Annotated in this window: 20 protein-coding genes; 6 read left to right on the top strand and 14 right to left on the bottom strand. The window is 61.7% G+C overall.

What is annotated here, in order from left to right; all coding sequences use genetic code 11:
* Positions 1-134: 134 nt before the first annotated feature.
* Positions 135-863, top strand: coding sequence for a phosphate signaling complex protein PhoU (phoU, locus tag NQ050_RS09900; protein ID WP_257039160.1), 729 nt, complete (start codon positions 135-137; stop codon positions 861-863).
* A 156-nt stretch (positions 864-1,019) separates the two neighbouring features.
* Here phoU and pstB read toward each other — a convergent pair whose 3' ends face one another.
* The 5 genes from pstB to mshD all read right to left on the bottom strand — a co-directional run bounded on the left by pstB (position 1,020) and on the right by mshD (position 5,999).
* On the bottom strand, positions 1,020-1,796 hold the full coding sequence (gene pstB / locus NQ050_RS09895; protein ID WP_257039159.1) for a phosphate ABC transporter ATP-binding protein PstB: 777 nt from the start codon (positions 1,794-1,796) through the stop codon (positions 1,020-1,022).
* A 34-nt stretch (positions 1,797-1,830) separates the two neighbouring features.
* Complete coding sequence (gene pstA, locus NQ050_RS09890; protein WP_257039158.1) at positions 1,831-2,742, bottom strand: phosphate ABC transporter permease PstA; 912 nt, start codon at positions 2,740-2,742, stop codon at positions 1,831-1,833.
* 9 nt (positions 2,743-2,751) lie between these two features.
* Positions 2,752-3,717: a phosphate ABC transporter permease subunit PstC gene (gene pstC, locus NQ050_RS09885; RefSeq protein WP_257039157.1), complete on the bottom strand. Its 966-nt coding sequence runs from the start codon at positions 3,715-3,717 to the stop codon at positions 2,752-2,754.
* A gap of 84 nt (positions 3,718-3,801) precedes the next feature.
* Positions 3,802-4,902 carry a phosphate ABC transporter substrate-binding protein PstS gene (pstS, locus tag NQ050_RS09880; RefSeq protein ID WP_257039156.1) on the bottom strand — a complete coding sequence of 367 codons (1,101 nt, stop codon included), beginning with the start codon at positions 4,900-4,902 and terminating at the stop codon, positions 3,802-3,804.
* A 257-nt stretch (positions 4,903-5,159) separates the two neighbouring features.
* Positions 5,160-5,999, bottom strand: a complete 840-nt coding sequence (mshD, locus tag NQ050_RS09875; protein WP_257039155.1) for a mycothiol synthase — start codon at positions 5,997-5,999, stop codon at positions 5,160-5,162.
* A gap of 15 nt (positions 6,000-6,014) precedes the next feature.
* Here mshD and NQ050_RS09870 point away from each other — a divergent pair, with 15 nt between their 5' ends.
* Positions 6,015-6,758 (top strand): DUF2993 domain-containing protein, encoded by a 744-nt coding sequence (locus tag NQ050_RS09870; protein WP_257039154.1) that lies wholly within the window; start codon positions 6,015-6,017, stop codon positions 6,756-6,758.
* Between the two features lie 5 nt (positions 6,759-6,763).
* Here NQ050_RS09870 and NQ050_RS09865 read toward each other — a convergent pair whose 3' ends face one another.
* Positions 6,764-7,801: a diacylglycerol kinase family protein gene (locus tag NQ050_RS09865; protein ID WP_257039153.1), complete on the bottom strand. Its 1,038-nt coding sequence runs from the start codon at positions 7,799-7,801 to the stop codon at positions 6,764-6,766.
* Between the two features lie 82 nt (positions 7,802-7,883).
* Here NQ050_RS09865 and NQ050_RS09860 point away from each other — a divergent pair, with 82 nt between their 5' ends.
* Entirely contained in the window at positions 7,884-8,555 is a 672-nt protein-coding gene (locus tag NQ050_RS09860; RefSeq protein WP_257039152.1) for an FABP family protein, read from the top strand.
* Here NQ050_RS09860 and NQ050_RS09855 read toward each other — a convergent pair.
* Positions 8,552-9,457: an aminodeoxychorismate lyase gene (locus tag NQ050_RS09855; RefSeq protein ID WP_257039151.1), complete on the bottom strand. Its 906-nt coding sequence runs from the start codon at positions 9,455-9,457 to the stop codon at positions 8,552-8,554. The genes NQ050_RS09860 and NQ050_RS09855 overlap by 4 nt on opposite strands.
* Positions 9,458-9,580: 123 nt before the next feature.
* Between NQ050_RS09855 and NQ050_RS09850 the strand changes: the two genes are divergently transcribed.
* Both NQ050_RS09850 and NQ050_RS09845 read left to right on the top strand, forming a co-directional pair.
* On the top strand, positions 9,581-10,645 hold the full coding sequence (locus tag NQ050_RS09850; protein WP_257039150.1) for a folate-binding protein YgfZ: 1,065 nt from the start codon (positions 9,581-9,583) through the stop codon (positions 10,643-10,645).
* A 172-nt stretch (positions 10,646-10,817) separates the two neighbouring features.
* Positions 10,818-10,994: a DUF3073 domain-containing protein gene (locus tag NQ050_RS09845; RefSeq protein WP_257039149.1), complete on the top strand. Its 177-nt coding sequence runs from the start codon at positions 10,818-10,820 to the stop codon at positions 10,992-10,994.
* A gap of 54 nt (positions 10,995-11,048) precedes the next feature.
* Here NQ050_RS09845 and purM read toward each other — a convergent pair whose 3' ends face one another.
* From purM to NQ050_RS09830, 3 genes are all read right to left on the bottom strand, one after another.
* Positions 11,049-12,116, bottom strand: a complete 1,068-nt coding sequence (gene purM / locus NQ050_RS09840; protein ID WP_257039148.1) for a phosphoribosylformylglycinamidine cyclo-ligase — start codon at positions 12,114-12,116, stop codon at positions 11,049-11,051.
* A gap of 87 nt (positions 12,117-12,203) precedes the next feature.
* Positions 12,204-13,694, bottom strand: coding sequence for an amidophosphoribosyltransferase (gene purF, locus NQ050_RS09835; protein ID WP_257039162.1), 1,491 nt, complete (start codon positions 13,692-13,694; stop codon positions 12,204-12,206).
* 141 nt (positions 13,695-13,835) lie between these two features.
* Positions 13,836-14,216: a sterol carrier family protein gene (locus NQ050_RS09830; protein ID WP_257039147.1), complete on the bottom strand. Its 381-nt coding sequence runs from the start codon at positions 14,214-14,216 to the stop codon at positions 13,836-13,838.
* A gap of 59 nt (positions 14,217-14,275) precedes the next feature.
* Here NQ050_RS09830 and NQ050_RS09825 point away from each other — a divergent pair, with 59 nt between their 5' ends.
* Entirely contained in the window at positions 14,276-15,262 is a 987-nt protein-coding gene (locus NQ050_RS09825) for an acyl-CoA thioesterase (RefSeq protein ID WP_257039146.1), read from the top strand.
* 21 nt (positions 15,263-15,283) lie between these two features.
* On the opposite strand, the gene NQ050_RS09820 is transcribed toward NQ050_RS09825, so the two are convergent.
* From NQ050_RS09820 to NQ050_RS09805, 4 genes are all read right to left on the bottom strand, one after another.
* Positions 15,284-15,946, bottom strand: coding sequence for a hemolysin III family protein (locus NQ050_RS09820; RefSeq protein ID WP_257039161.1), 663 nt, complete (start codon positions 15,944-15,946; stop codon positions 15,284-15,286).
* Between the two features lie 809 nt (positions 15,947-16,755).
* Positions 16,756-20,466, bottom strand: a complete 3,711-nt coding sequence (locus NQ050_RS09815; RefSeq protein WP_257039145.1) for a phosphoribosylformylglycinamidine synthase — start codon at positions 20,464-20,466, stop codon at positions 16,756-16,758.
* An 89-nt stretch (positions 20,467-20,555) separates the two neighbouring features.
* Positions 20,556-21,026, bottom strand: coding sequence for a glutathione peroxidase (locus tag NQ050_RS09810; protein ID WP_257039143.1), 471 nt, complete (start codon positions 21,024-21,026; stop codon positions 20,556-20,558).
* A gap of 10 nt (positions 21,027-21,036) precedes the next feature.
* Positions 21,037-23,151: a S9 family peptidase gene (locus NQ050_RS09805; RefSeq protein WP_257039142.1), complete on the bottom strand. Its 2,115-nt coding sequence runs from the start codon at positions 23,149-23,151 to the stop codon at positions 21,037-21,039.
* Positions 23,152-23,192 lie beyond the last annotated feature (41 nt).

The following is a 23,192-nucleotide window of genomic DNA, read 5'->3' as shown; positions in this document are numbered from 1 at the left end:
GGCCTGGGGCCTGGGGCACTGAGCCTTGGGCGTGCGGCAAACTTCAGCAAACATCCAGGTGAACATCGTCTGAATTTCGCTCCAGGTTGGTTCCCCGGATAGACAAGATTTGTTGGGCAAATACAATGTTTTGCATGCGCTCAGCTTTCCGTGAACACCTCGACTCTTTTGCACACGACCTCATTTTGATGTGCGATTCCACCGCAAAGGTGTTGAGCCATGCCTCCAAAGGGCTCACTGAAAATTCACTGGAAGACAGCGAGCAGGCGCTTTCGATGTCCGATGAACTCAACGAGCTTCGCGATCGCTGCACCGACCGCGCAGTTGAACTCCTCGCGCGCGAAGCCCCGGTGGCAAGGGATCTGCGCCAGATCGTCTCCTCCATTTACATCGTGGAGGACCTCGACCGCATGGCAACCCTGGCCATCCACATCGCCTCCACCGCGCGGCGCCGCCACCCCGAGCTGGTTGTGGAGGAACCCATCATGGGTTACTTCCGGGAAATGGGCCGCCTTTGCCAAGACATGACGGCTCAGATCCACGACCTGCTCATCGACCCCGACGCCGACGTAGCCCTCACCCTTAGCACCGACGACGACGCCGTGGACGATCTCCACGTCCACATCATGAGCCTGCTCACCAACCGTGAATGGCCCCACTCAGTGCGCCAAGCGGTGGACGTAGCATTGCTGAGCCGCTACTACGAGCGCTTCGCGGACCACACCGTGAACGTTGCCGGCCAAATCGTATATCTCACCTCCGGGCTGAAGCCGGCCCAGTACACCGACCAAAAGAGTGCCGAAGCCCAAAACCTGGACTTCCAGCGCCGTCTTGGTGAAATCGAACGTCAGTTGGGGCGCTAGGGATCGTTTCAGGTTGAGCCTGAAAGGCCCCACACACCGCACTTCATGCGAACAAAGCCATGAGCCTGCGGCGGCCCCACTGCCTGGCCTATCACTCTCCCCCACTCATGCCTTAAGCCCCGCCATGTGAGCGGGGCTTAAAACGATTGTGATTGATTATCCGAAGCGGCCGGAGATGTAATCCTCGGTTTCCTTCATATCCGGATTCTCAAAGATCTTCTTGGTTGGGCCAACCTCCACCAGGCGACCTGGCCTGCCGGTTGCTTCCAGTGAGTAGAAGGCGGTCTGATCAGACACACGCGCTGCCTGCTGCATGTTGTGAGTCACGATCACGATGGTGTAGTCCTCTTTCAACTCGTGAATGAGGTCCTCCACCGCCAGGGTGGAAATGGGGTCCAGTGCGGAGCAAGGCTCGTCCATGAGCAAAACCTCTGGCTCCACGGCGATGGCGCGGGCGATGCACAGACGCTGCTGCTGACCACCAGAGAGGCCGCCACCTGGCTTGTCCAGGCGGTCCTTCACTTCGTCCCAGAGGTTCGCGCCGCGCAGGGACTTCTCGGCTACTTCCTTGAGGCGCTTCTTGTCTTTCACGCCGGAAAGGCGCAGGCCCGCAACCACGTTTTCTTCAATGGACATGGTGGGGAATGGGTTTGCCTTCTGGAACACCATGCCGATGGTGTTGCGGACGGCTACTGGGTCAACCTTGGAACCGTAGATGTCTTCGCCATCAAGGAGGACGGTGCCTTCTACGCGGGCACCTGGGGTGACCTCGTGCATGCGGTTGAGGGAGCGCAGCACGGTGGATTTACCGCAGCCGGAAGGGCCGATGAATGCGGTGACTGAGCGTGGGCTCACAGTGAGGTTGACGTCTTGTACGGCGTGGAAATCACCGTAATAGATGTTGAGATCGCGAAGTTCAAGCTTGTTAGACATGTTGTGGGCTTCCTGGAATCTGTGCGGAGTTTGCTTAGGAGGACTTTGCGGAGAACTTGGTGGAGATGATTCGAGCACCCACGTTGAGCAGGGTAATCATGAGCACCAAGGTGAATGCTGCACCCCAGAGCTTGTCCAGTACTGCTGGTGCGGTGCCGGCCTTGTACATGTCCAGCATCATCAGTGGCAGGGAGGATTGTGGCCCGCCGAACGCGTCCCAGTTGATCACCTGAGTGGAGCCCACCAGGATCAGCACTGGCGCGGATTCACCCATCACGCGGGCGATCGCGAGCATCACGCCGGTCACGATGCCAGAGAGTGCGGTTGGGAGCACAATCTTTGCGATGGTCTTCCACTTTGGAACACCGAGCGCGTAGGAGGCCTCGCGGAGGTCCTGTGGCACCACGCGGAGCATTTCTTCCGTGTTCCTAATGATCACAGGGACCATGAGGATTACCAGGGCGAGTGCCACGGCGAAGCCAGAGCGGTCCATACCGAAGAGCACGATCCACATGGAGTACACGAACAGAGCGGCAACGATGGAAGGAACACCAGTAAGGATGTCAACCATGAAGGTGGTGATCTTACCCAGGCGGTTACCGTTGGAGTATTCCACCAGGTAGATTGCGGTGAAGATGCCAATTGGGATGGAGATCAGGGAGCAAATCAGGGTTTGTACTAGCGTGCCCACCATGGCGTGGAGCGCTCCGCCGCCTGGCATGGAATAGAGCACGCCCTTTTGGGAGGTTGTCCACCACTCAGGGGAGAGCACTGGGCCGAGGCCTCGGGCGATGAGGGTGTAGAGCACCCACACCAGGGGCACCATGGCGAGCGCCATCACGCCGTACACCAGGAAGGTTGCAACGGAGTTCGTGGCTTTACGCTTGCTGCTGATGCCTTGGAATGTTGGGCTGGAGGTTGTTGCAGGGGCAGTAATGTTCGTCATGTCTGTGGCCTACTTCTTCTTCACCACGATGGAACGTGCGATGGAGTTGACCACGAAGGTCAGTGCGAACAGGACCAGGCCCGCGGCGATGTATGCCCCGGCACGGAGGTCATCATTAAATTCTGGAGCTGCGTTTGCAATAGCGGTTGCAAAGGTGGTGCCGCCGTCAAAGATGGAGAAGCGGAACTCGGAGGAGGGGGAAACCACGAGGTAGAGCGCCATGGTCTCACCGAGCGCACGGCCGAGGCCGAGCATCGAGCCGGACACATAGCCTGGCATACCAAATGGGAGGACGGTCATGCGGACTACTTCCCAGCGGGTTGCGCCGAGGGCAAGCGCTGCTTCCACCTGGCCGCGTGGGGTCTGGATGAAGACCTCGCGGGCGGTTGCTGCAATCACAGGGAGGATCATTACCGCCAGCACCACGCCACCGGTAAACATGTTGCGGCCGGTAGCGAAGGCTGGGGAGTTTGAGTAGGTGGAGAAGAGGAAGAAATCTCCAGCTACGCGGTTGAGCCACTCATAGAAGCCCGAGAGGGCTGGGCCCAGCACCTGCCAGCCCCACAGGCCGTACACGATGGACGGCACTGCGGCGAGCATGTCCACCAGGAATCCCAGTGGGCGCACGAGGCGAGTAGGTGCGTAGTTTGAAAGGAAGATTGCGATGCCCAGGGCAACCGGCATTGCGATCACGAGCGCGATCACTGAGATCATCACCGTGGAGGCAAACAGGTTGGGGATACCGAACGCCATTGCGGAGGTATCCAGCAGGTTCCAGTTTGCGGAGTAGGTGAAGAAATTCTCGGTGTTGTTGCGCAGCGCTGGCACTGCGCGCCAGATGAGAAAGGCGCCGATGGCTGCGATGATGACGGTGATCATCACTGCGGAAATCTTGGCGACGTTGCTAAAGATTACGTCGCCAGGACGGCGCACGCCTGCGCCCTTTGCGTCACTGCCCGATGGGGTGTGCGACATGCTTTTCTCTTGGGTGGGTTCTAGAACCCCAGTTCCGGTTCCGGTTGGCCTGGACATCAGGTAAATTTTCCTTGCAGGTGGTGATTAGGAGATGGCCTCGACAGCAGCCTGGAGGCGCTCGAGGTGCTGGCCGGTCACTGGGATGTAGCCAAGCTCATTAAGCTGGTCGTTCTGGTTCTCCAGAGCAACGGTCAGGAAGTCCTTCACCTGGTTGCGAGTGTTCTCATCGTAACCAGCGGAGCAGACGATTTCGTAGGTGGTGAGCACCAGTGGGTATGCGCCTTCATTTTCAGAAGCGAAGAGTGCCTCGGTGTCCACAACCATGTTGTGACCCTCAGTCTTGAATGCAAGGTTGTCCAAGGCAACGCCCACGGATTCTGGGTTCAGCTCAACTGGGCCCGCACCGAAATCGATGTTGGCAACGCCCAGGCTCTGCTGCTTTGCAAAGCCAGACTCTACGTAGGTGATAGCACCCTCGATGCTTTTAACCTCAGAGGCCACACCGTTGGAGCCGTTTGCGCCGGAGCCAACAGTTGCTGGGAAGGCCTGGCCGGTGGTGTCCCAGTTCTCAGGGGTAGAAGCAACCAGGAACTTCTGGAAGTTGTCGGAAGTACCAGACTCATCAGAGCGGAAGATCACGGAGATTTGGGTCTCAGGCAGCTCTGCATCTGGGTTCTCAGCAGCGATCTCAGGTGCGTTCCATGCGGTGATGGAACCGTTGAAGATCTTTGCAACGGTTGCGGTGGAAAGGTTCAGGGTGTCCACACCTGGGAGGTTGTATGCAATAGCAACTGGACCGATCACCATTGGCAGGTGCCAAGCCTCATTGCCGCCACAGCGCTGTGCAGCTGGCTCAACCTGGTCATCAGCCAGTGGGGAGTCAGAACCTGCGAACACAGCCTGGCCGCCGATGAAGTTCTTACGGCCGGAGCCAGAACCGGAAGCGGTGTAAGCCAGGGAGGCGCCGGAAACAGCCTGCTGGTACTGAACGTTGAAGAAGTCCATTGCGTTCTGCTGAGAGGATGCACCCTCAGCAACCAGGGAACCGGTAGCACCGGTCAGGTTTGCGGCAACTTCGCTCGCACCGGTTGCGTCGGAGGAAGAGGAGCTCGTAGAGGTCTCGGAACAAGCAGCAAGTACGAGGGACGCTGCAACAGCAGAGGCGAGCAGAATTTTGCGTGACACTGGCGAAAACCTTTCAGTAATGAGTTTGGCGTCGAGTGCACACAGTATTGTTCGTTATTGAAACGCAATTATCCTGGAAACTAACAACAGGTGAACAGGTACTTGCCCCAGGTAAACGCGCTGGTCAGCCCTCAAACAATTGGGAAAAATTCCTGCTAAAGTGCCCAAAATTACACCTGCCACCACACCGCCACAACCTTGTACACGCCCCGCTAAAGGTTCCTGTTCACCTTCCGTACACCTAGCGCGCCTCCCTGCTACGCGCCGTACAAACAGTGACGCTGCGAAACGCTAAAGCCCAAGCGCTGATACGCAGCAACTGCCGGTGCATTATCCGCCTCAACATAAAGGATCACCGCGGTGTTCCCCTGCTCCGCTAGATGTTTGAGCCCAGCGGCAACCAAGGGCGTACCCAAACCTTTTCCGCGCCCGCTATCAGCCAGGCCAACCACGTACACCTCGCCCGGCGCGCCTTGGACCTCTTTGGTCCAGTGGAATCCCACAAGGTTCTGGGACTCGTCAAGCAGGAACAGCACGTCCTTGGCAGAAAACCACTCAGTGTCTATTGCGGTATCAAGCCGCTGCAGGTCCCAGCCGCCCTGCTCTGGGTGCCAGGAGAATGCCTGGTTGTTCGCCTCCAGCCACTGCTGCTTGAGCTCCGGGCGTTCGGCAAAGGTGCTGATGGAATAGCCCTGCGGTACCGCTGCCGCGGTGTCCACTGCCGCGAGTAGCGCCTCTTTTTGGATTTCCATCACCAAAAGCTCGCGCACCACTTCCCTGCCCATCTTTGCTGCGAGATGCTGCGCTGCGGGGAGGTTGCCGTGCGCCCACACTGGCGCCTCAAGCCCTGTGAGCAGGCGTGTTCCATGACCGTTGCCCCGCGCGCTCGGGGCGACCACGAGCTCGGCGCTGGCGGCATCGTACGTGCAAAACCCCACGAGCTCGCTACCTTGGTAGGCGCCGAGGAAGGGGTTGGTGGCGAGGTTTCGGAGGAATTGCTCGGAGATTGGGGCGAGGCCATCGTGTGATTGGGCCTGCTCAGCGATAGCGCGGGCGGCGGCGAGTTCGGCGGGCGTTGGGGGCGTGGTGGGAAGCATAGGTACAATACTAGGGTGCTTTCCAAAAAATCTGTGGTGGCTCTGGGTGCCGTTTCAGCCGTGCTGGGCTGCGGTTTCCTTGCCGATACCGCCCTAGCCACCCGCGCGGAGGCTCAACTCTCACGCACGATCGCCGCGGACGCCGAGCTCACACAAGTGCCCAGCGTCTTCATAGGAGGCGGTCCACTGTTCCTCCTCGGGGTGCTGAAGGGGGAGGTGCCCACGGTTGCAGCGAGCATTAACGACGCCACCAGCAACCGCTACGGACTGGTATCCACTCAGGTGGAATTCAAAGATGTAACTATGAGCGCGCAGGATATCCTCGCGGGCAACGTGGATGGGGCGAACGCCAAGCTTATGTCGTCCCTAGTTCGCCTGGACCCTGTCGCGGTGGGCGAGCTCCTGCACATCCCTGACCTAGACATTTCCAACCCGCACAACATCTCTCCCGCCGGCGTGCCCAGCAGCGAGGTGCAGCTTCGCGGCACTATCGACGGCCAGGAGGAGCCCGTGACCGTGCGCGCTGACCTGCGACTCAACGGCCCAACGTTTCGCATGACGCCAACACTCGTGCTGGACAACCCCACCACACTGAGTGAAGAGGCCATCTACCAGGCCTTCGACTTAAGCTTTGACACCAACACGCTGCCCCTTGGCAGCCAGGCCGACTACGTTGCCGTGAGCGGAGGGGTGATCCTGTTCAGCGCCACGAAGCGGGACGTGGTGGTGGAGATTTCTGAGTTCACTCAGTTCGACTAGCACTGCTAAATACGGATGGACAGGAAGCTCAACGCCACACGCAGAGTGGACATCGGGGTAGCCGGGATTGACTCAACCGGGGCGTAGACCTCGATGGCCTGTGGCACCGCCTTGAGGGTGACTTCTTCTAGTTGGCCGATGTATTCGCCATCTACCTGGAAGCCACGTTCCTCGTGGCAGCGCAGGTGGACCTGGTTGGCGTCGTCAAAGCGGAAGGTGAACTTTTCCAACCAGCGCAGCGTGCGTTTGGAGTGGCCAAAGCCCACCAGGTGGGCCATGCCTGCAACACCGCGCGGCCCGGAAATGGTACGCAAGCCATACAGACCCAGGCCTTGATCAAAGGAATTGCGGGGGTTTGTGATCACCGGCAAGGGCCCGAGGAACGTCCAGGGGTTGGTGTTGGAGGCGATGAGCAGCGGCAAGTCGGCCTCGTGGATCTCCTCCCCCGCCGAATTAGAGGCCCGCAACTCCAGGTGCGGAGGGTTGCGGTGCATCCGACGCCACGCGCGCAGCGCCACGCGCATGTAGCGCAGCGGGGTGGCGGCAAAGCCGCGGTTGCGCACGCGCTCAACGCCCTCGATGACGTCGGCATCAATACCGAAGCCGGCGTTCACCGCGAACCAAGAATCATCCCAGGTACCCAGCTCCACCAGGCGGGTGTGCTCGTTGGCCAGTGTATGGGCCAGGGCCTCAGCGGCGAGCTGCGGGTCTGCAGGGAAACCGAGGGCTCGGGCGAACACGTTAGCGCTGCCCGTGGGGATGACCGCCAGCCGGGGCGCGGTGTCAGGGGCAGTGGGTGCGTGGACGCTACCCAGCAGGCCGTTGACTACCTCATTCACGGTGCCGTCGCCGCCCACCGCGATCACTACGTCAAAATCATCACGGCTGAGGCCGGTGCACATTTCGGTGGCATGCCCCGGCGCGTGCGTGAACTGGGCACGCAGCTCCAAGCCCTCCACCTTGGACAGCACCGGGATCACCCGGCGGAACAGGGCCGGATCTTGCGTGGTGGAGTTCGGGTTAGCGATCAATAGTGCGCGCATTCGCCCCACTCTATACATCTTTCCTGTGCTCCTCCTGTATGCATGCAAGGTTCACGCCAGAAAGTGGGCATAATGGGTAACCATGAGTGAAGAACGTAACGACGTGAACCAGCCTGACACGAACGCTGAAAGCCCCGCCGTTTCCCTCAGCGGCTCCGACCAAGTGGCAAAGGCCGCGGAGCAGTGGAAGGAAAGCGCCCACCGCAACATCCCTGGCCTTGGTGACCTCCCTATCCCGGATGACACCGCGAACCTGCGCGAAGGCCCGAATCTGCACGACGGCCTGCTGGCCCTGCTCCCCCTCGTCGGTGTGTGGCGCGGCACCGGCCAAGCCGACACCCCAGAAGGTGGCCAATTCTCCTTTGGCCAGCAGCTCACCTTTGCCCATGATGGCGAAAACTACCTCACCTACGAGTCCCGCACGTGGCGCCTGGATGAAAATGGCAATTCCACCGGCCTTGAGGAGCGCGAAACCGGCTTCTGGCGGATCAACCTCAAGGATGAAATTGAGGTGGTTGCCGCGGGCGCTGCTGGCGTGGTGGAGATCTACTACGGGCAGCCGCTCAACGAGCGCGCCTGGGAGTTGGAGTCCGCTTCCACCATGGTCACCGCAACCGGCCCCACGGGATTCGGCCCAGGCAAGCGCCTGTATGGGCTCATGCCGAACAACAACCTCGGTTGGGTGGATGAGCGCGTGCGCGACGGCGAGCTCACCCCGAGGATGTCAGCCGAGCTGCAGCGCGTTATCGGCTAGCGGCCCTCGATCGCCTGGGCAATGAGCGCCTCAATTTCGGCGGCGTTGTCCGGGCGGCGCAGTTTCGTGTCATTAATGCGCCGCACACGCGCGGCCATGCGCACGGAGGACACCAACCACACGGAGTCCGCTTTCTCCGTGAGGTATTCCAGGTCCATGTTGGTTTTGAGTTTGCAGTTCCACCCTTGGGCCTGTGCCACTTCAAAGAGGGCCGCTTGGGTGGTGCCGGGCAGGATGTTGCCCTCGGGGGCGGGGGTGCGCAGTTTGTTGCCGCGCACGGTGACCACTGTTGAGGTGGCGCCTTCGAGGATGCGATTGCCCTCGGTAAAGATCACGTCATCAAACCCGTGGGCCTGTGCCCAGCGCAACGCGGCCATGTTCGCCGCGTAGTTAAGGGTTTTTGCGCCCACCACCAGCCACGGCGCACCCGCCGGACTCGACGAACCCTCCTCCGGGATGTCCAGGGTGTAGCCGCGCGGGGAGGTCATGACGCGCACGCCTTGCTCTCGCTGCGTGATGGTCTGTTCTGGCACGGCGCTCACGGTGAGCCAGGCGCTGGGAATTCCGGTGCTGGCGCGGCCGCGGGTGTAGGTCCACACGCACTTGGCGTCTTGATCCGTGCGGGCAAACCATTGGGCGGCCGCCTCCTGGGTGGCCCCGAGCCACTGGCTGGTATTGGGGGCGGGCAGGTCCAAAAGTTTCGCGGAGCTCTGGAAACGAGCGGCGTGCATGGAGGCGTTGCAGACGCGGCCGCCGCGGAGGAGCAGCGTTTCAAAAACGCCGTCGCCACGGGTGACTGCGGCGTCGTCAACGAACACCAGGGGCAATTGCGGGGAGTGTTGCCGCATTGAACCTCCGAAAGGTTCGATCACCACCACGATCGGATCTGGAGTACAACCCATGATGAATAGTATGCCCGATCACAGGCCAAAGCCGTGAGGCGGAACTGGCGCCAATTGGTGTGGGCTTGAACATGTTTTCTGTGCCCGAGCGAAAACGTCGGTAGTCGCACTAGCATCGGGGGAATGAACTACAGCTCTGCCCTGCTTTCCACTCCACAGGCCGCACCCTACATGGAGGGCGAGGTCCCCGAATTCGCCGGGGTTGCCTGGCATTATGGCGACCCACTGAGCGAGCAGCGAAACTTCGACCGCGGCGGCGGCATTGTAGACCGCTCCAACCGTGCCGTGCTCAAGGTAGCGGGCCCGGACGCGGCAACATTCCTGAACAACCTGCTCAGCCAGAAGCTTTCCGACGAGTCCCAGGCGGGCACGTGGGCGCTCGACCTTGACCCGCAAGGCAGGGTGTTGCACTACGCCGGCGTGATTGCTCATGAGGGGGCGTTCTTCCTGGACGTAAGCCCCAGGGGTGTGGACTCCCTGCAGAGTTACCTGGAGAAGATGGTGTTCTGGTCTAAGGTTGAGATCAGCCGCACCCACCTTGCCCTGCTCACCCTGGTATCAGCGGCACCCCTGCCTCAGATGGAGGATTTTGCTCTGCGCCGCGAGTACACCCTGGCTGGCTACCACTGCGTGGATGTGCTGGTGGAGGATCTGGAACAGGCGGCTGCCACGCTGCAGCGAGACCTTGGGGTGAAGCTCACCGGGTTGATGGCCTACACCGCCCTACGAGTGCGCGCCGTGGAGCCGGAGGTGGGCCTGGATTTGGATGAGAAGTCCATCCCCCACGAGTCCTGGCGGCTGCTGCACAACGCCGTACACCTGAACAAGGGTTGCTACCGGGGTCAGGAAACGGTGGCCAGGGTGGAAAACCTAGGTAGGTCCCCCAGGGTCCTGGCCCTGGCGCACCTGGACGGTTCCGCCCCCGAGCTGCCGCCGATTGGCACCGAGATTCTTGCGGGAGGACGCGGCGTTGGGCGCGTCGGCACCGTTGTGCATGACTTTGAGCTGGGGCCGATCGCGTTGGTTCTGCTCAAGCGCAGCGCGGTAGGGGCCGATACCGGAGTCGGGGCCGGAGCCGATTTGCGGGCTGGCAACGGGGACGTGGCACTGATGCTAGACCGGGATTCGCTGCCGCCGGAGACGGAACAGGCGGGGCGCAAGGCACAAGAGACGCTCCGTGGAAAATGACCCTCCGGGGGAAATGATCGCGCAGTGGGAGGAACGTTTCCCCAGCTAGGGGGGACGTTGCGACAAATCCGTGTGTTTGCGGCTATTGTGTCTAACAGGAATACATTTGTAAAGCTTATCGGAGCGTCCAAGTTCCCGGGACGCATCTCGCTACTCTCAAGGGGGTCATGCCATGGGTCGTGGACGCGCGAAGGCGAAGCAGACCAAGGTTGCACGTCAGTTGAAGTACAACACCCCAGACATGGATCTGGACTCGTTGCAGCGCGAGCTGTCTGGGAAGAACCCTCGCCCCCACCGCTCTGACGACGTACCAGCGGAATACGCGGAGTGGATTGAGGAAGAAGACTAACCTCAACGCCAAAGACCCCGCCCACTACACGGTGAGCGGGGTCTTTCGGGTGCATTAGGAGTTGGCCGGGTGAGCGCCGGTGAGCACTACCTTGGCCTCGCCTTCCTCGCTGGCACGGACGGTACCCAGCTCCCAGGAGTCAATGTGGCGGGCAGCCAGCATGGCGAGCACGCGGTCGCGGTCCTTCGGAGCCACCACGGCCACCATACCCACACCCATGTTGAAGGTCTTTTCCATCTCACTCTGCGGCACCTGGCCCACAGACTCGATGAGGCGGAAAATCGGTCCTGGCGCCCAGGTTGCGCGGGAAAGCTCCGCGGTGAGCCCTTCTGGGATCACTCGCTCCAAGTTGCCAGCCAAGCCGCCACCGGTGACGTGGCAGAACGTGTGAACCTCGCACTCACCCGCCAGCGCCAAGCAGTCCAGGGCGTAGATGCGGGTTGGCTCCAGCAGCTCCTCACCCAAGGTGCGGCCAAGCTCCTCAATGTGGCCATCCAGCGGCAAACCAGCCTTCTCCAGCAGCACATGGCGCGCCAGGGAGTAGCCGTTGGAGTGCAACCCGGAGGAGGCCATGGCGATCACCACGTCACCAGAGCGCACACGCTCAGGGCCAAGCACCTCATCAGCTTCCACCACGCCCACGGCGGTGGCGGAGACGTCGTAATGATCGGGCTCCATCACACCTGGGTGCTCCGCAGTCTCACCACCGAGCAGCGCACAACCTGCCTGTACGCAGCCCTCCGCGATGCCGGCGACGATCTGCGCAACATGTTCCGGCACAACCTTGCCGATAGCGATGTAGTCCTGCAGGAACAGCGGCTCAGCGCCGCACACCACCAGGTCATCCACACACATTGCCACGAGGTCGATGCCGATGGTGTCATGCTTGCCCATCGCCTGGGCTACGGCGAGTTTGGTTCCTACGCCGTCAGAACCCGCAGCCAGCAAAGGCTCACGGTACTTGCCCAGCGCGAACAGGCCTGCAAAGCCGCCAAGGCCGCCACGGACCTCAGGGCGGGTAGCTCGCTTGGCCAGGGGCGCGAACAGCTCCACGGCTTTGTCGCCGGCCTCAATGTCCACGCCTGCTGCGGCGTAAGAAACGCCTTCGTTGTGCTGCGTCATGGTTGGTCGGTGTTCCTTTACTAGTGTGTGCTTACAAAATTGCTGAATGGGAAACGTGCTGGCTCGGAGGAGCTGCTCCGGGGGCTGCTAGTCCACGCCGCCACAGGAGCTGCGCTTCATGGCGCTGACCAGCTCCGCGTTGCGGTTGCCCAAAGGCATGCCGATTGGGTATTCACCATCAAAGCATGCGGCACAGAGCTGCTCGCGTGGCTGCGCGGAGGCGGCGATCATCTCATCAATCGAGACGAACCCCAAGGAATCCGCGCCGAGCGCCGAGCACACCGAGGCCACGATCTCTTCCTCGTTGTCACCGGTCACTGCGTTGGCGATCAACTCCCCCGGGCTTGCAAAGTCAATGCCGTAGAAGCAAGGCCACTTCACCGGCGGGCTGGCAATGCGCACATGTACCTCCGCCGCGCCCGCCTCACGCAGCATGCGGATCAGGGCGCGCTGGGTGTTGCCACGCACGATTGAATCATCCACCACGATCAAGCGTTTGCCTGCAATGACCTCGCGCAGCGGGTTCAGTTTCAGCCGGATACCCAACTGGCGCAGGGTCTGCGAAGGCTGGATGAAGGTGCGGCCAACGTAAGCGTTCTTCACCAAACCCTGGCCGAAGGGGATACCCGACTCCTGGGCGTAGCCCACCGCCGCCGGGTTGCCAGACTCGGGCACGGGAATTACCAGGTCAGCATCAGCGGGGCACTCCCTGGCCAAGCGGCGCCCGATTTCCAGGCGGGACTCATTGACGTTGCGGCCGTGGATGTTGGAATCCGGGCGAGCAAGGTAGACGTACTCAAACACGCAGGTCTTGCGCTCACCCGTGGCAAAGCGCTCGGAGTGCACCCCGGCACCGTCAATCGCAATGAGCTCGCCGGGCTCCACCTCGCGCACAAACGACGCGCCCACGATGTCCAGGGCGCAAGTTTCGCTGGCGACCACCCAGCCCGCCTCCAGCCGGCCGAGCACCAGTGGGCGGATGCCCCAAGGATCACGGGCGGCGTAGAGCGTGTGGCCGTCGGTAATGGTGAGGCAGAAGGCGCCGCGGATGCGTGGCAGCAGCTCGCGGGCAGATTCCAGCACGCCGCGGCCCTCTCCGACGCCGCGGGAGAGCAGGGCCGTCATGACGTCGGAGTCTGAGGGCTCCGTTTCCGGGTCCACCAGGCCAGCTTCACCGGCCTCACCCATCAGCTCCAGGTAGTTCACCAGGTTGCCGTTGTGGCAGAGGGCGATGTCCGTGCCGTCCTGGGCCACGCGGAACATTGGCTGGGAGTTTTCCCAAGTCACCCCGCCGGCGGTGCTGTAGCGGGTGTGCCCGATGGCAACGTCGCCGCGCAGGGAATCCAGGGTTTGCTCATCGAATACTTGAGACACCAGGCCCAAGTCTTTGAACACCACCACTTGGTCACCGTCACCCACCGCGATTCCTGCGGCCTCTTGGCCGCGGTGCTGGAGGGCAAAGAGGCCAAAGTAGGTGAGCTTGGAGACGTCCTCGCTTGGAGCCCAGACGCCAAATACGCCGCACTCCTCCCTCGGGGATTGTTCGCCTTGGTCATCCAGAGGTGAGATGGGAAGCATGGAAGGCTCAGAAAGCTCTGAAGGCTCGGTATTGAACGGGTGGTCAGATTGAGTTTGTGCCACGCCACCATGATAGTGCGTGCGTCAAGTATCGCCTAACAGGTTGCAGACACTTGCCAGCAGGCGGCAGGTGTTCGGCGCCTAGTTGGCCGTGAAGCGGAGCAGCGGCAGCCAGTGCGCCACCTCCCCGGCGCGGGTTCCCGAGCCAAACTTAGGCTCGTATTCACGCAGGCCGGTGGCAAGTTGCAGCCAAGTATGCGGGTCCACCTCCACCACATTTGGGGGTGTCCCTCGGGTATGACGCGGACCCTCGATGCACTGTATTGCCCCAAATGGAGGCACGCGTACTTCCACGGAACGGCCCGGCGCAATCCGCGCAAGCACTTCCAGAGTTTCCCGCACCGCCGCTGCTACCTGGGCACGAGCGGGCGCCGGGGCGGCGTCGGCCCCCTCTATCCATCCCTGCAGCGCCCTGGTTGCCTGATAGTCATTGTGTTCCTGTGTGCGAGGAATTGGGTTCATAATGATTCAGAATCCTACACCTCACATTTGGGCGGTGGCGTTGGGCTAGTATTTCCTGCATGGCTTCCCCAAATTCATCGGTAACGCTGCGCTTTCTTGCCGCCCCCACGGACGTTTTGATGCAGGGAAACAGGGGCGTTGGCGGCGGGCGCGTGCTGGAGTGGATCGACAAAGCGGCCTACGCCTGCGCCGTGCAGTGGGCGCGGACCTACTGCGTGACCGCATACGTTGGCCACATTCACTTCACGCGGCCTATCCCATCAGGCCACATTGTGGAGGTTCGCTCCCGGATAGCCATGACCGGGCGTTCCAGCATGCACATCGTCAATGAGGTGCTTTCCGCCGATCCCCGCGAAGGCAAATTCACCCGCGCCTGCGACTGCCTGGTGATCTTTGTGGCCAAGGACCCAGAAAGCGGCAAAGCCATGGCCGTGCCCTCCTACGAGCCGGACACCCCCGAGGAAATCCGCATCCACAACGCCGCACTTTCCCGCATTGACCTGCGCAAAGCGATCGAGGCGGAGATGGAGCAGCAAACCTACGACGGCCCCTCCGACGCCCCACGGCTGATCACCCGCTTCCTGGCCAAGCCCACCGACGTGAACTGGGGCGGCAAAGTCCACGGCGGCACCGCGATGGAATGGATCGACGAAGCCGGCGCCGCCTGCACCATGGAGTGGTCCGGCGAGCACACCGTAGCCGTCTACGCCGGCGGCATCCGCTTCTACCAGCCAATCCAAATCGGCGACCTCATTGAGGTAGACGCCCGGCTCATGCGTACCGACGGCCGCGGCATGCAGATGTCCATCCACGTCCGCTCGGGCAATCCGAAGGGCGGGCGCAGTGAGCTGGAAACCGCGATCCACGCCACCGTGAGCTATGTTGCCGTGGATATTGACGGCAATCCCCTGCCCGCCCGGCAATTCATCCCCGTCACGGAGGAAGACAAGCGCCTTGCCGAACACGCGCAAATCCTGCGCGAACTCCGCGCCGAATACACCCCATTGCCGCTGATCCCGCAAGTGACGCAGCAGCGGATTGATTAGGGAGGTGTTATTAGGGAGGTGTTAGTGGCCGGCGACCACGATCCACACCGCAACCAGGTGGATGATCGCCGCGATCACAGTGGCTAAGTGGAACACCTCATGGAAACCCAAGATCTTGGCTCGTTTCCCTGGCCACTGGAGGCCGTAGAACAGTGCGCCCACCGTGTACACAATTCCGCCTGCGAACAGCAGCCACACCACCGCCGGCCCCGCGGTCACCCACAACTGCGGGATCAGTGGCACGATCAGCCACCCGAGCGCCAAATACACCACCACGTCCAGCCACCGAGGATGTTCAATCCACCACATGTTGAGCACCACCGCGCCGGCCGCCCCAACCCAAGAGGCGGTGAGGATCCACCAATTGCCGGGCAATGCAATGAGGCAGAGTGGCGTGTAGGTGGCGGCGATGAACACGGCGATCATGGAATGGTCCGCACGCCGCCACCAGTTGATCGCACTCAGTGACTTCCATGGGCCGCGGTGGTAGGCGGCGGACACCCCGAACAGCCCCACCACCCCGAGGGCGTACACCAACACCCCAATACCCTGCTGCCACGGCAGAACCATGAAGCCGTAGGTGGCCAGCACGGAACCACTCACTACGGAAAGCCACGCGGCAACCAAATGGAACCAGCCACGCATGGCGGGGCGCTGGCCGCGGTCATACACCCAGCGGCGCATCTCCTTGAGCGGGGATTCTGACAAATCCGTTGGGCGTGAGGTTGGGTGCTGCGCTTTGGGTTGAGCGGCGTGGTTGCCCGCCGTTTGTAGCGCGGCGGCGTGCTGTGTGTGTTGTTCAGCGGTCATTGGGGCCAACTTACTGTTTGCTTCTCCACGGTTTCTTACTACACCGTAACTTATGGTGTGGGTGGAGAGCTACCGCAGGTAATGGGCGGTACCGAACTTCAACGCAATTGGCAGGAAGTTTTCAGGTTTACTGCACAACCGCTGCCCCATTCGGGCTGTTGAACAATATCTAGCAAGGTCAGTGGCATAAATCTCAGTTTGAACAGGGGCCGGCGATCGCACAGGATGCATACAGAAAATTGAAAAGTGCAGGTCAGTGCCCTATGAAATTGTTTGCATAAACTTTGCGAAAACGTTCAACGCATGCCACACTGGTGGCATCGGTTGGTTCACACCGCCGTAGCAAACAAGTTCAGATTGGATCGTGCAAGGCTGCTTGCACATACCGCGCCAGTGGTTTGTTGAGGGACATTGCCACTGGCAGCGAGCAAGCAGGTTGACTCGTTTGAGGGCACCGTGGCCAAAGCGTTGAGGGGCGCTTTCCCGGTGTGCGAGGCAACTACCTTCTCACTTACGCGAATCGCGTACACGATCCGATCTGGACTTGTTTCGCTATTTACGCAGGCGTGCCTGAACAGCGCTTGTAAAAATTTCCGACGCCCACCGCTTTCAACACAAACGCAAAAAGCCGGTAGGGGCCATCTCAACGCTCCCTACCGGCCTTCAGAACCTATCCCCGCTACTTATCCCCGCTGGGCAATGTAGTTCACGGCGTTGGCAAAGATGTCTTGTACCTCGATGCCTGGGATGTTGCGCATGAGCCCCTCGCGGAAGCGCTCCGGGTGGCCCATCTTGCCTAGGATGCGACCGTCGGCAGAGATGATGCCCTCGATGGCGTAGGAGGAGCCGTTGGGGTTGGCCGGCGCGTCCATGGTGGGCTGGCCGGTGTGGTCCACGTACTGGAACGCCACCTGGCCCGCTGCGAAGAGCGCCTGGGCCTCCTGCTCACTCACTACAAAGCGGCCTTCGCCGTGGGAGACCGGCACCAATTGGCGCTGGCCTGGAGCAAAGGTGCTCAGCCATGGGGAGCGCTCCGGGGAGGTGGCTACACGGGTCTCCGCAATCCGGGAGACGTGGCGCAGTTGGCGGTTGTGGGTAAGCGTTGGGGAATCCTCACGCTGCAGCGCCGGGTCGCCGTATGGCAGGAAGCCGGACTTCACCAGCGCCTGGAAGCCGTTGCAGATGCCGAGCACAAGGCCGTCGCGGGCCGTGAAGTCCTTTACGGCTTGGGCTACCTCTGCGGAGCGCAAGAAGGCAGCGATGAACTTGGCGGAGCCATCCGGTTCGTCACCAAGGGAGAAGCCGCCGGAGAACGCCAGGATGTGGGTGTTCGGGTCCGCCAGCTTGGCGATGAACTGGCGGGTGTCCTCCTCCAGCATGGCCGGGGTGAGGTTGCGGATCACGTGGAACTCGGTGGTAGCACCAGCCGCCTCAAAGGCCTCCGCCATGTCATATTCGGAGTTCGTGCCAGGGAACACTGGAAGCAGCACGTGCACGCCGCCCCCACTCACTGCCCGCTGCGTAGCCGGATCCTTAGCCTGAGCGGCAGGAAGCTCGGTGGCAAAGGCCGGCAGATCCTCGCCTTGCGCGGTGTTCAGCGGGTAGACCTCACGGTAGCCGGACTCCAGCGCGTCCAGCGCCTGTGCCACGGTGAAGCTCTCCCCCGCGAGGTGCAGGGCAGCACTGGTGTTGGTGGCGCCAAGCAGTTGTGCGCCTGGCACCTCGGTACCTGGGGCAACGGCCAGCACAATGGAGCCAATCGGCGCCTGCGGCAGGTCTGCCACTTCCAGGCCAACCTCGTTGCCTAGGGCCATGTTCACCAGGGCGGAGCCGAGGCCGGACTCGGTCACCGCACTCGCAGCGGCCAGACTGCCCGCCACGGCCAGTTCACGCGCGGCGGCAAAGTTGGCGCGAAGCTGGGTGTAGTTCGGGTCACCGGCCTCCAGCGGGGTGTGAGCAAGCAGGTAGAGCTCGTATTCGCCGGCTGGGATCGCGGCGGAGACGGTGTGCGAGGCATCCATCGCGGCAACCGCAAAGGTCACCAGGGTCGGTGGCACATGCAGGTCCTCGCCGTAGGTGCCGGACATGGAGTCCTTGCCACCGATCGCGGCCACCTGCAGACCGTCCTGCGCCTCAAGGAGGCCGAGCAGCGCCTGAGTGACCTCACCCCAACGCTCGGGGTCCTGATCAAGGCGCTGGAAGTATTCCTGCACGCTGAGCCACGCGCCGCGGGCATCAGCACCAGCGGCGGCGAGCTTGGCCATGGCCTCCACCACTGAGTAGGAGCCCATGAGGAATGGGGATTCATCGGCCAGTCGCGGGGAGTAGCCCCAGGTCATGACCGACGCCGTGGAGGTGCCACCTGCCAGCGGCAGGGTCTGCACGGAGGCCTGTTCGTCGGTCTTTTGGGTGCGCCCGCCGTAGGGCATGAGAACGGTGGAGCGGCCCACGGTGGCGTCGAACTGCTCGATCATGCCTTCCTGGGAACCGGATGGCGCCTGCCGCAGAGCCTCCAGAATGGAGGAGGGTGTGGCTGGGGCGCTGGGCGCGTCGGAAGGAACCATTTCCACGGCCTGGGCGCGGTGGGCGCCGTTGGTGTCGATGAACTCGCGGGAGAGGTCGAAGACCAGCTCCTCGCCCATGAACATGCGCAGGCGGCCGGTGTCGGTAATCTCCGCCAGGGCCACTGCCTCGATGTTTTCTGCTGCGGCGGCCTCGATGAAAGTCTCGGCGTCCGCGGGGCGCACCACCACGGCCATGCGCTCCTGGGACTCGGAAATGGCGATCTCGCGGGCGTTGAGGCCGGCGTACTTCAGGGGGACGCGGTCCAGGTGGATGTCAATGGAATCGGCAAGCTCGCCTACCGCCACGGAAACGCCACCCGCACCGAAGTCATTGCAGCGCACAATCATCTGCGCCACCTCGGGCTTGCGGAATAGGCGCTGGATCTTGCGCTCGTTCACCGGGTTGCCCTTCTGGACCTCCGCGCCGGAGCGCGCCAGCGACTCCTCATCGTGAGCCTTGGAGGAACCAGTTGCGCCACCAACGCCGTCACGGCCCGTGCGCCCACCGAGGTAAATCACTACGTCACCGGGCTGCGGCTCCAGGCGCTTCACGTTCTCCACCGGGGCTGCGGCTACCACCGCGCCGAGCTCCATGCGTTTGGCCACATAGCCTGGGTGTACCAGCTCGCGGACACCCGTGGTGGCCAGGCCAATCTGGTTGCCGTAGGAGGAATATCCGTGCGCGGCGCGAGTGGAAATGTCTGCCTGCGGCAGCTTGCCTTCCAACGTCTGCGAACGCGGCGTGTTCACGTCACCAGCACCGGAAAGGCGCATCGCCTGATACACCCACGCGCGGCCAGACAGCGGGTCACGGATCGCGCCACCCAAACACGTGGACGCGCCACCGAAAGGCTCAATCTCCGTGGGGTGATTATGGGTCTCATTCTTGAACATGAGCAACCAGGGCTTCTCTGTGCCTTCCACGTCCACGTACACCGAGCAGGCGTTAATCTCCTCAGAGACTTCCTGATCATCCATCACACCGGTGCGGCGCAGCTCACGGCCCATGATTGTGCCCATATCCATGAGGGTGCGGGGCTTACCGACGCGGCCATTCGCCTCACGCAGCTCCTCATAGCGCGCGAGTGCACGATCCAGGAGGGGGCCAAAGGTGGGCTCGGAATTGGTGATGCTGGTCAGCTCAGTGTTGAAGGTGGTATGACGGCAGTGGTCCGACCAATAGGTATCCAAGGCGGAAAGCTCCACCTCGGTAGGGGTGCGGCCTTCCCCACGGAAGTACTCCTGAGTGACCTTCAAGTCTGCAAGGCTCATGGCCATGCCAACGTCCTTGAGCAGCTCCTGCAGGCCGGCGTCATCCAGCGTGAGGAAATCCGGGTACGTGCGCAGCGGCTCCACCTCACCCATCTCGGGCCGACGCAGCACCGCCATGTCCTTTTCCCCCGCCTCAACCGGGTTGATCAAAAACGCACGGATTGCCGCCAGCGCCTCAACCGAAGGTGCGGGCTCGAACACAAAAAGCTCACCAGAGAAAATTGCCGCCTGAGTAGCCGGCTCAAGCAAGCGCAGGGCCTGCTCGGCGGCGTCGGCGCGCTGATCATACTGGCCGGGCAGCGGCTCCACCGAGAGGTGGGGCTGAGTGAGCAGGTCAGCCAGTTCCTGCTCAGTGAGCACAGAATCAATGCGCTCCTCCGCTACAACAGAGGCTTTGAGCGCTGCGAGGTCTTGCTCAGTGGCGGAAAAGACGTCATAGATATTGACAATCTTGAGCCCTTCAAGGCTCACCCCACCGAGGTTGTTCAAGGTCTCGCGCAGCGCGGATTCCTCATTGCGGAATTGTGGCTTACGGCGAACTGCCAGACGTGCGTCCATGAAAGTGTTCAGGCCTTCCAAAATGCGTGAAAGATTTTCCCCAATAACACTAGCTGGCTTGCACGCCTTAATACATTCTCGGAGCCAGCCTAGACCGGCAAATACTCCTCCAGCAGGTTGATGATTGCCATGTCATCCGGCTGCGTTGCGGAATCAAAACGGCCAACCACCTCCCCTTCCGGGGACACCACAAACTTTTCAAAATTCCAGGTAATATCCGGGCCGCTGCCCTTCAGGGCTTGGAACAGCGCGCTCGCATGTGGGCCATTGACGTCCGCCTTGGCCAAAATGGGAAACTCCACGCCAAAGTTCCTGGTGCAAAACTGGGCAATTTCCTGATTACTGCCCGGTTCCTGGCCACCAAACTGGTTGCAGGGCTGGACGATCACAAAGAAACCGCGCTGGGCGTATTCCTCAAACAGCTCCTGCAGCGTTTCTAATTGTGGGGTGTAGCCACACTCGCTGGCGGTGTTCACCACCAAAAGGCAGTGGCCTGCCCAATTGGCCATGGTGGTAGTGGTGGCGTCGGGAAGCTCCACCTGCACATCAAAAATGTTCATCGTTGCTCCTCTACTGGACTTTGCCCGTTGCTTGGTTCACCAGCCATGCGTACTCGAACGCGGTTTGCTTCCAGCGGCCATAGCGACCAGACACGCCACCGTGCCCCGCGGCCATCTCCGTTTTCAGCAAGAACTGCCCGCCGGTAGCAGTGGCGCGCAGCTTGGCAATCCACTTGGCCGGCTCCACGTAGAGCACGCGGGTGTCGTTAAGTGAGGTCACCGCCAGGATGTTTGGATAGTCCTTGGCCTCCACGTTTTCATAGGGTGCGTAGCTCTTGATGTACTGGTACACCTCCGGGTCATGCAGCGGGTCACCCCATTCCTCCCACTCGCCCACCGTGAGCGGCAGCTCCGGCATCAGGATTGAGGTGAGGTTGTCCACAAACGGCACCACGGCCTCAATGGCCTTGAAACGGTCGCCCGCCATGTTGGCCACCGCACCCATGAGCAGGCCGCCTGCGGATCCGCCCTCAGCCACGAGCATTTCTTTAGCAGTGATGCCCTCGGCGAGCAGGTGGTCTGCCGCCGCAATGAAGTCCGTGAAGGTGTTTTTCTTTGCGAGCATCTTGCCGGAGTCATACCAACCACGGCCCATCTCGCCGCCACCGCGGACGTGAGCTACCGCCCAGATCATCCCGCGGTCAAGCAGGGAAAGGCGAGCCACGGAAAAGCCCGGGTCAATGGAGGCCTCATAGGAACCATAGCCGTACAGCAGCGTGGGGTTTGGCTTGGAAAGATCCAGGTCAGCCCGGTGGACTAGGGAAATGGGGACCTTGGTGCCGTCGGAAGCGCTTGCCCAGGCGCGGCTTGCCACGTAGTCCTCGCGGTTGTAGCCACCTGGGATCTCCTGCTCCTTGAGGAGCTCGCGCTCACCGGTGGCCAGCCAGTAGTCGTAGAGCTGGCTGGGGGTGGTGAAGGAGCTGTAGGAAAGGCGGATCACCGGCGCATCCCACTCCGGGTGGCCCAGTGAGCTGGAGGTGTAGAGCGGTTCGTCGAAGGCGATCGGGCTGAAGGTGGACCAACCCTCGCGCACGTCCATCACCGCGGTGCGCATGATCGCGCCCTCGCGGTAACCCAGAACCATGAAGTCACGAAACGTATCTACGCCCTCCACGCGGACGTCCTCGCGGTGCTGCACTAACTCGGGCATTGTGCGGAGGTCATAGGAATCCTGGCCCACCGGGGCGTAGCTCAGCGAGAAGTTCGGGCCCCACACATTGTGCGTAAACACCCAGTAATCCTCACCACCGACCACCGCATGATCAACCGAGTACTCCACACCCTGCTCACGCGGCATAATGCAGGTGAACGGCCCCTCCGGGTTGTCCATGGGAAGCACCCACATCTCCGAGGTTGTGCTGGAGGCTGCGGCGATCATCAAAAAGCGCTCGCTGCGTGTGCCGCCCACGCCCACGTTGAACTTCCCGTCTTCCTCGCGGAACACCAGGACATCCTCGCTGGGGTCCGTGCCCAAGCGGTGGCGCCACACGGACTCAGGGCGCCACGCGGAATCGGCGCGGACGTAGAACACGTACTCCTCCCCCGCCCAGGTGACGCCGTAGAACACATCCTCAATGATGTCCGGCAGCAGCTCGCCCGTCTCCAAGTCCTTGAAGTACAGGGTGAAGCGCTCATCACCCACCGTATCCACTGAGTAGGCCAAAAGGCGCCCGGAATCGGTCACCGCAGACGCGCCGAGGGCAAAAAACTCATGCCCCTTAGCCAGGGCGTTGTGGTCTAAGATGACCTGCTCCCCTTCCGGCGCACCGTGCTCAGGCAGGGTGGGCGCGCGCCAGAGGTCTGCACCCTCGGCCACCGGGATGCGGCAGGAAATGCCGTAATCCTGGCCCTCGATGGTGCGTCCGTAGTACCAATAGTTGCCGCTGCGCTGTGGGATGGAAAGATCCGTCTCCTTCACGCGAGACTTGATCTCCTGGAAGATGTTTTCACTCAGTTGCTCCAGCGGCGCCGTGACCTGGTGGGTATAGGCATTTTCTGCCTCCAGGTAGGCGATAGTATCCGTTGAATCCTTCTCTCGCAGCCACTCATAGGGATCGTGCACTTGATCACCGTGGTGCGTGCGAATGAAGGGAACTTGCTTAGCGACGGGCGGCAGGTGACTCATTCCAAGATCATAACCCGCCCTCGCCGCGGGAGGGGTGGGGT

Origin of the sequence: Corynebacterium sp. 122RC1, assembly GCF_024580955.1 — a bacterium.
Classification (GTDB): Bacteria; Actinomycetota; Actinomycetes; order Mycobacteriales; family Mycobacteriaceae; genus Corynebacterium; species Corynebacterium kozikiae.
Note: the sequence above shows the minus strand (reverse complement) of the source record. Positions and strands in the feature narration are given on the sequence as shown.

Coding starts and splice junctions, on each gene's coding strand:
- phoU (WP_257039160.1), top strand. CDS start 135: ATGCGCTCAGCTTTCCGTGAACACCTCGACTCTTTTGCACACGACCTC.
- pstB (WP_257039159.1), bottom strand. CDS start 1,796: ATGTCTAACAAGCTTGAACTTCGCGATCTCAACATCTATTACGGTGAT.
- pstA (WP_257039158.1), bottom strand. CDS start 2,742: ATGACGAACATTACTGCCCCTGCAACAACCTCCAGCCCAACATTCCAA.
- pstC (WP_257039157.1), bottom strand. CDS start 3,717: ATGTCGCACACCCCATCGGGCAGTGACGCAAAGGGCGCAGGCGTGCGC.
- mshD (WP_257039155.1), bottom strand. CDS start 5,999: ATGCTTCCCACCACGCCCCCAACGCCCGCCGAACTCGCCGCCGCCCGC.
- NQ050_RS09865 (WP_257039153.1), bottom strand. CDS start 7,801: ATGCGCGCACTATTGATCGCTAACCCGAACTCCACCACGCAAGATCCG.
- NQ050_RS09860 (WP_257039152.1), top strand. CDS start 7,884: ATGAGTGAAGAACGTAACGACGTGAACCAGCCTGACACGAACGCTGAA.
- NQ050_RS09855 (WP_257039151.1), bottom strand. CDS start 9,457: ATGGGTTGTACTCCAGATCCGATCGTGGTGGTGATCGAACCTTTCGGA.
- NQ050_RS09850 (WP_257039150.1), top strand. CDS start 9,581: ATGAACTACAGCTCTGCCCTGCTTTCCACTCCACAGGCCGCACCCTAC.
- NQ050_RS09845 (WP_257039149.1), top strand. CDS start 10,818: ATGGGTCGTGGACGCGCGAAGGCGAAGCAGACCAAGGTTGCACGTCAG.
- purM (WP_257039148.1), bottom strand. CDS start 12,116: ATGACGCAGCACAACGAAGGCGTTTCTTACGCCGCAGCAGGCGTGGAC.
- purF (WP_257039162.1), bottom strand. CDS start 13,694: ATGCTTCCCATCTCACCTCTGGATGACCAAGGCGAACAATCCCCGAGG.
- NQ050_RS09830 (WP_257039147.1), bottom strand. CDS start 14,216: ATGAACCCAATTCCTCGCACACAGGAACACAATGACTATCAGGCAACC.
- NQ050_RS09825 (WP_257039146.1), top strand. CDS start 14,276: ATGGCTTCCCCAAATTCATCGGTAACGCTGCGCTTTCTTGCCGCCCCC.
- NQ050_RS09820 (WP_257039161.1), bottom strand. CDS start 15,946: ATGCGCCGCTGGGTGTATGACCGCGGCCAGCGCCCCGCCATGCGTGGC.
- NQ050_RS09815 (WP_257039145.1), bottom strand. CDS start 20,466: ATGGACGCACGTCTGGCAGTTCGCCGTAAGCCACAATTCCGCAATGAG.
- NQ050_RS09810 (WP_257039143.1), bottom strand. CDS start 21,026: ATGAACATTTTTGATGTGCAGGTGGAGCTTCCCGACGCCACCACTACC.
- NQ050_RS09805 (WP_257039142.1), bottom strand. CDS start 23,151: ATGAGTCACCTGCCGCCCGTCGCTAAGCAAGTTCCCTTCATTCGCACG.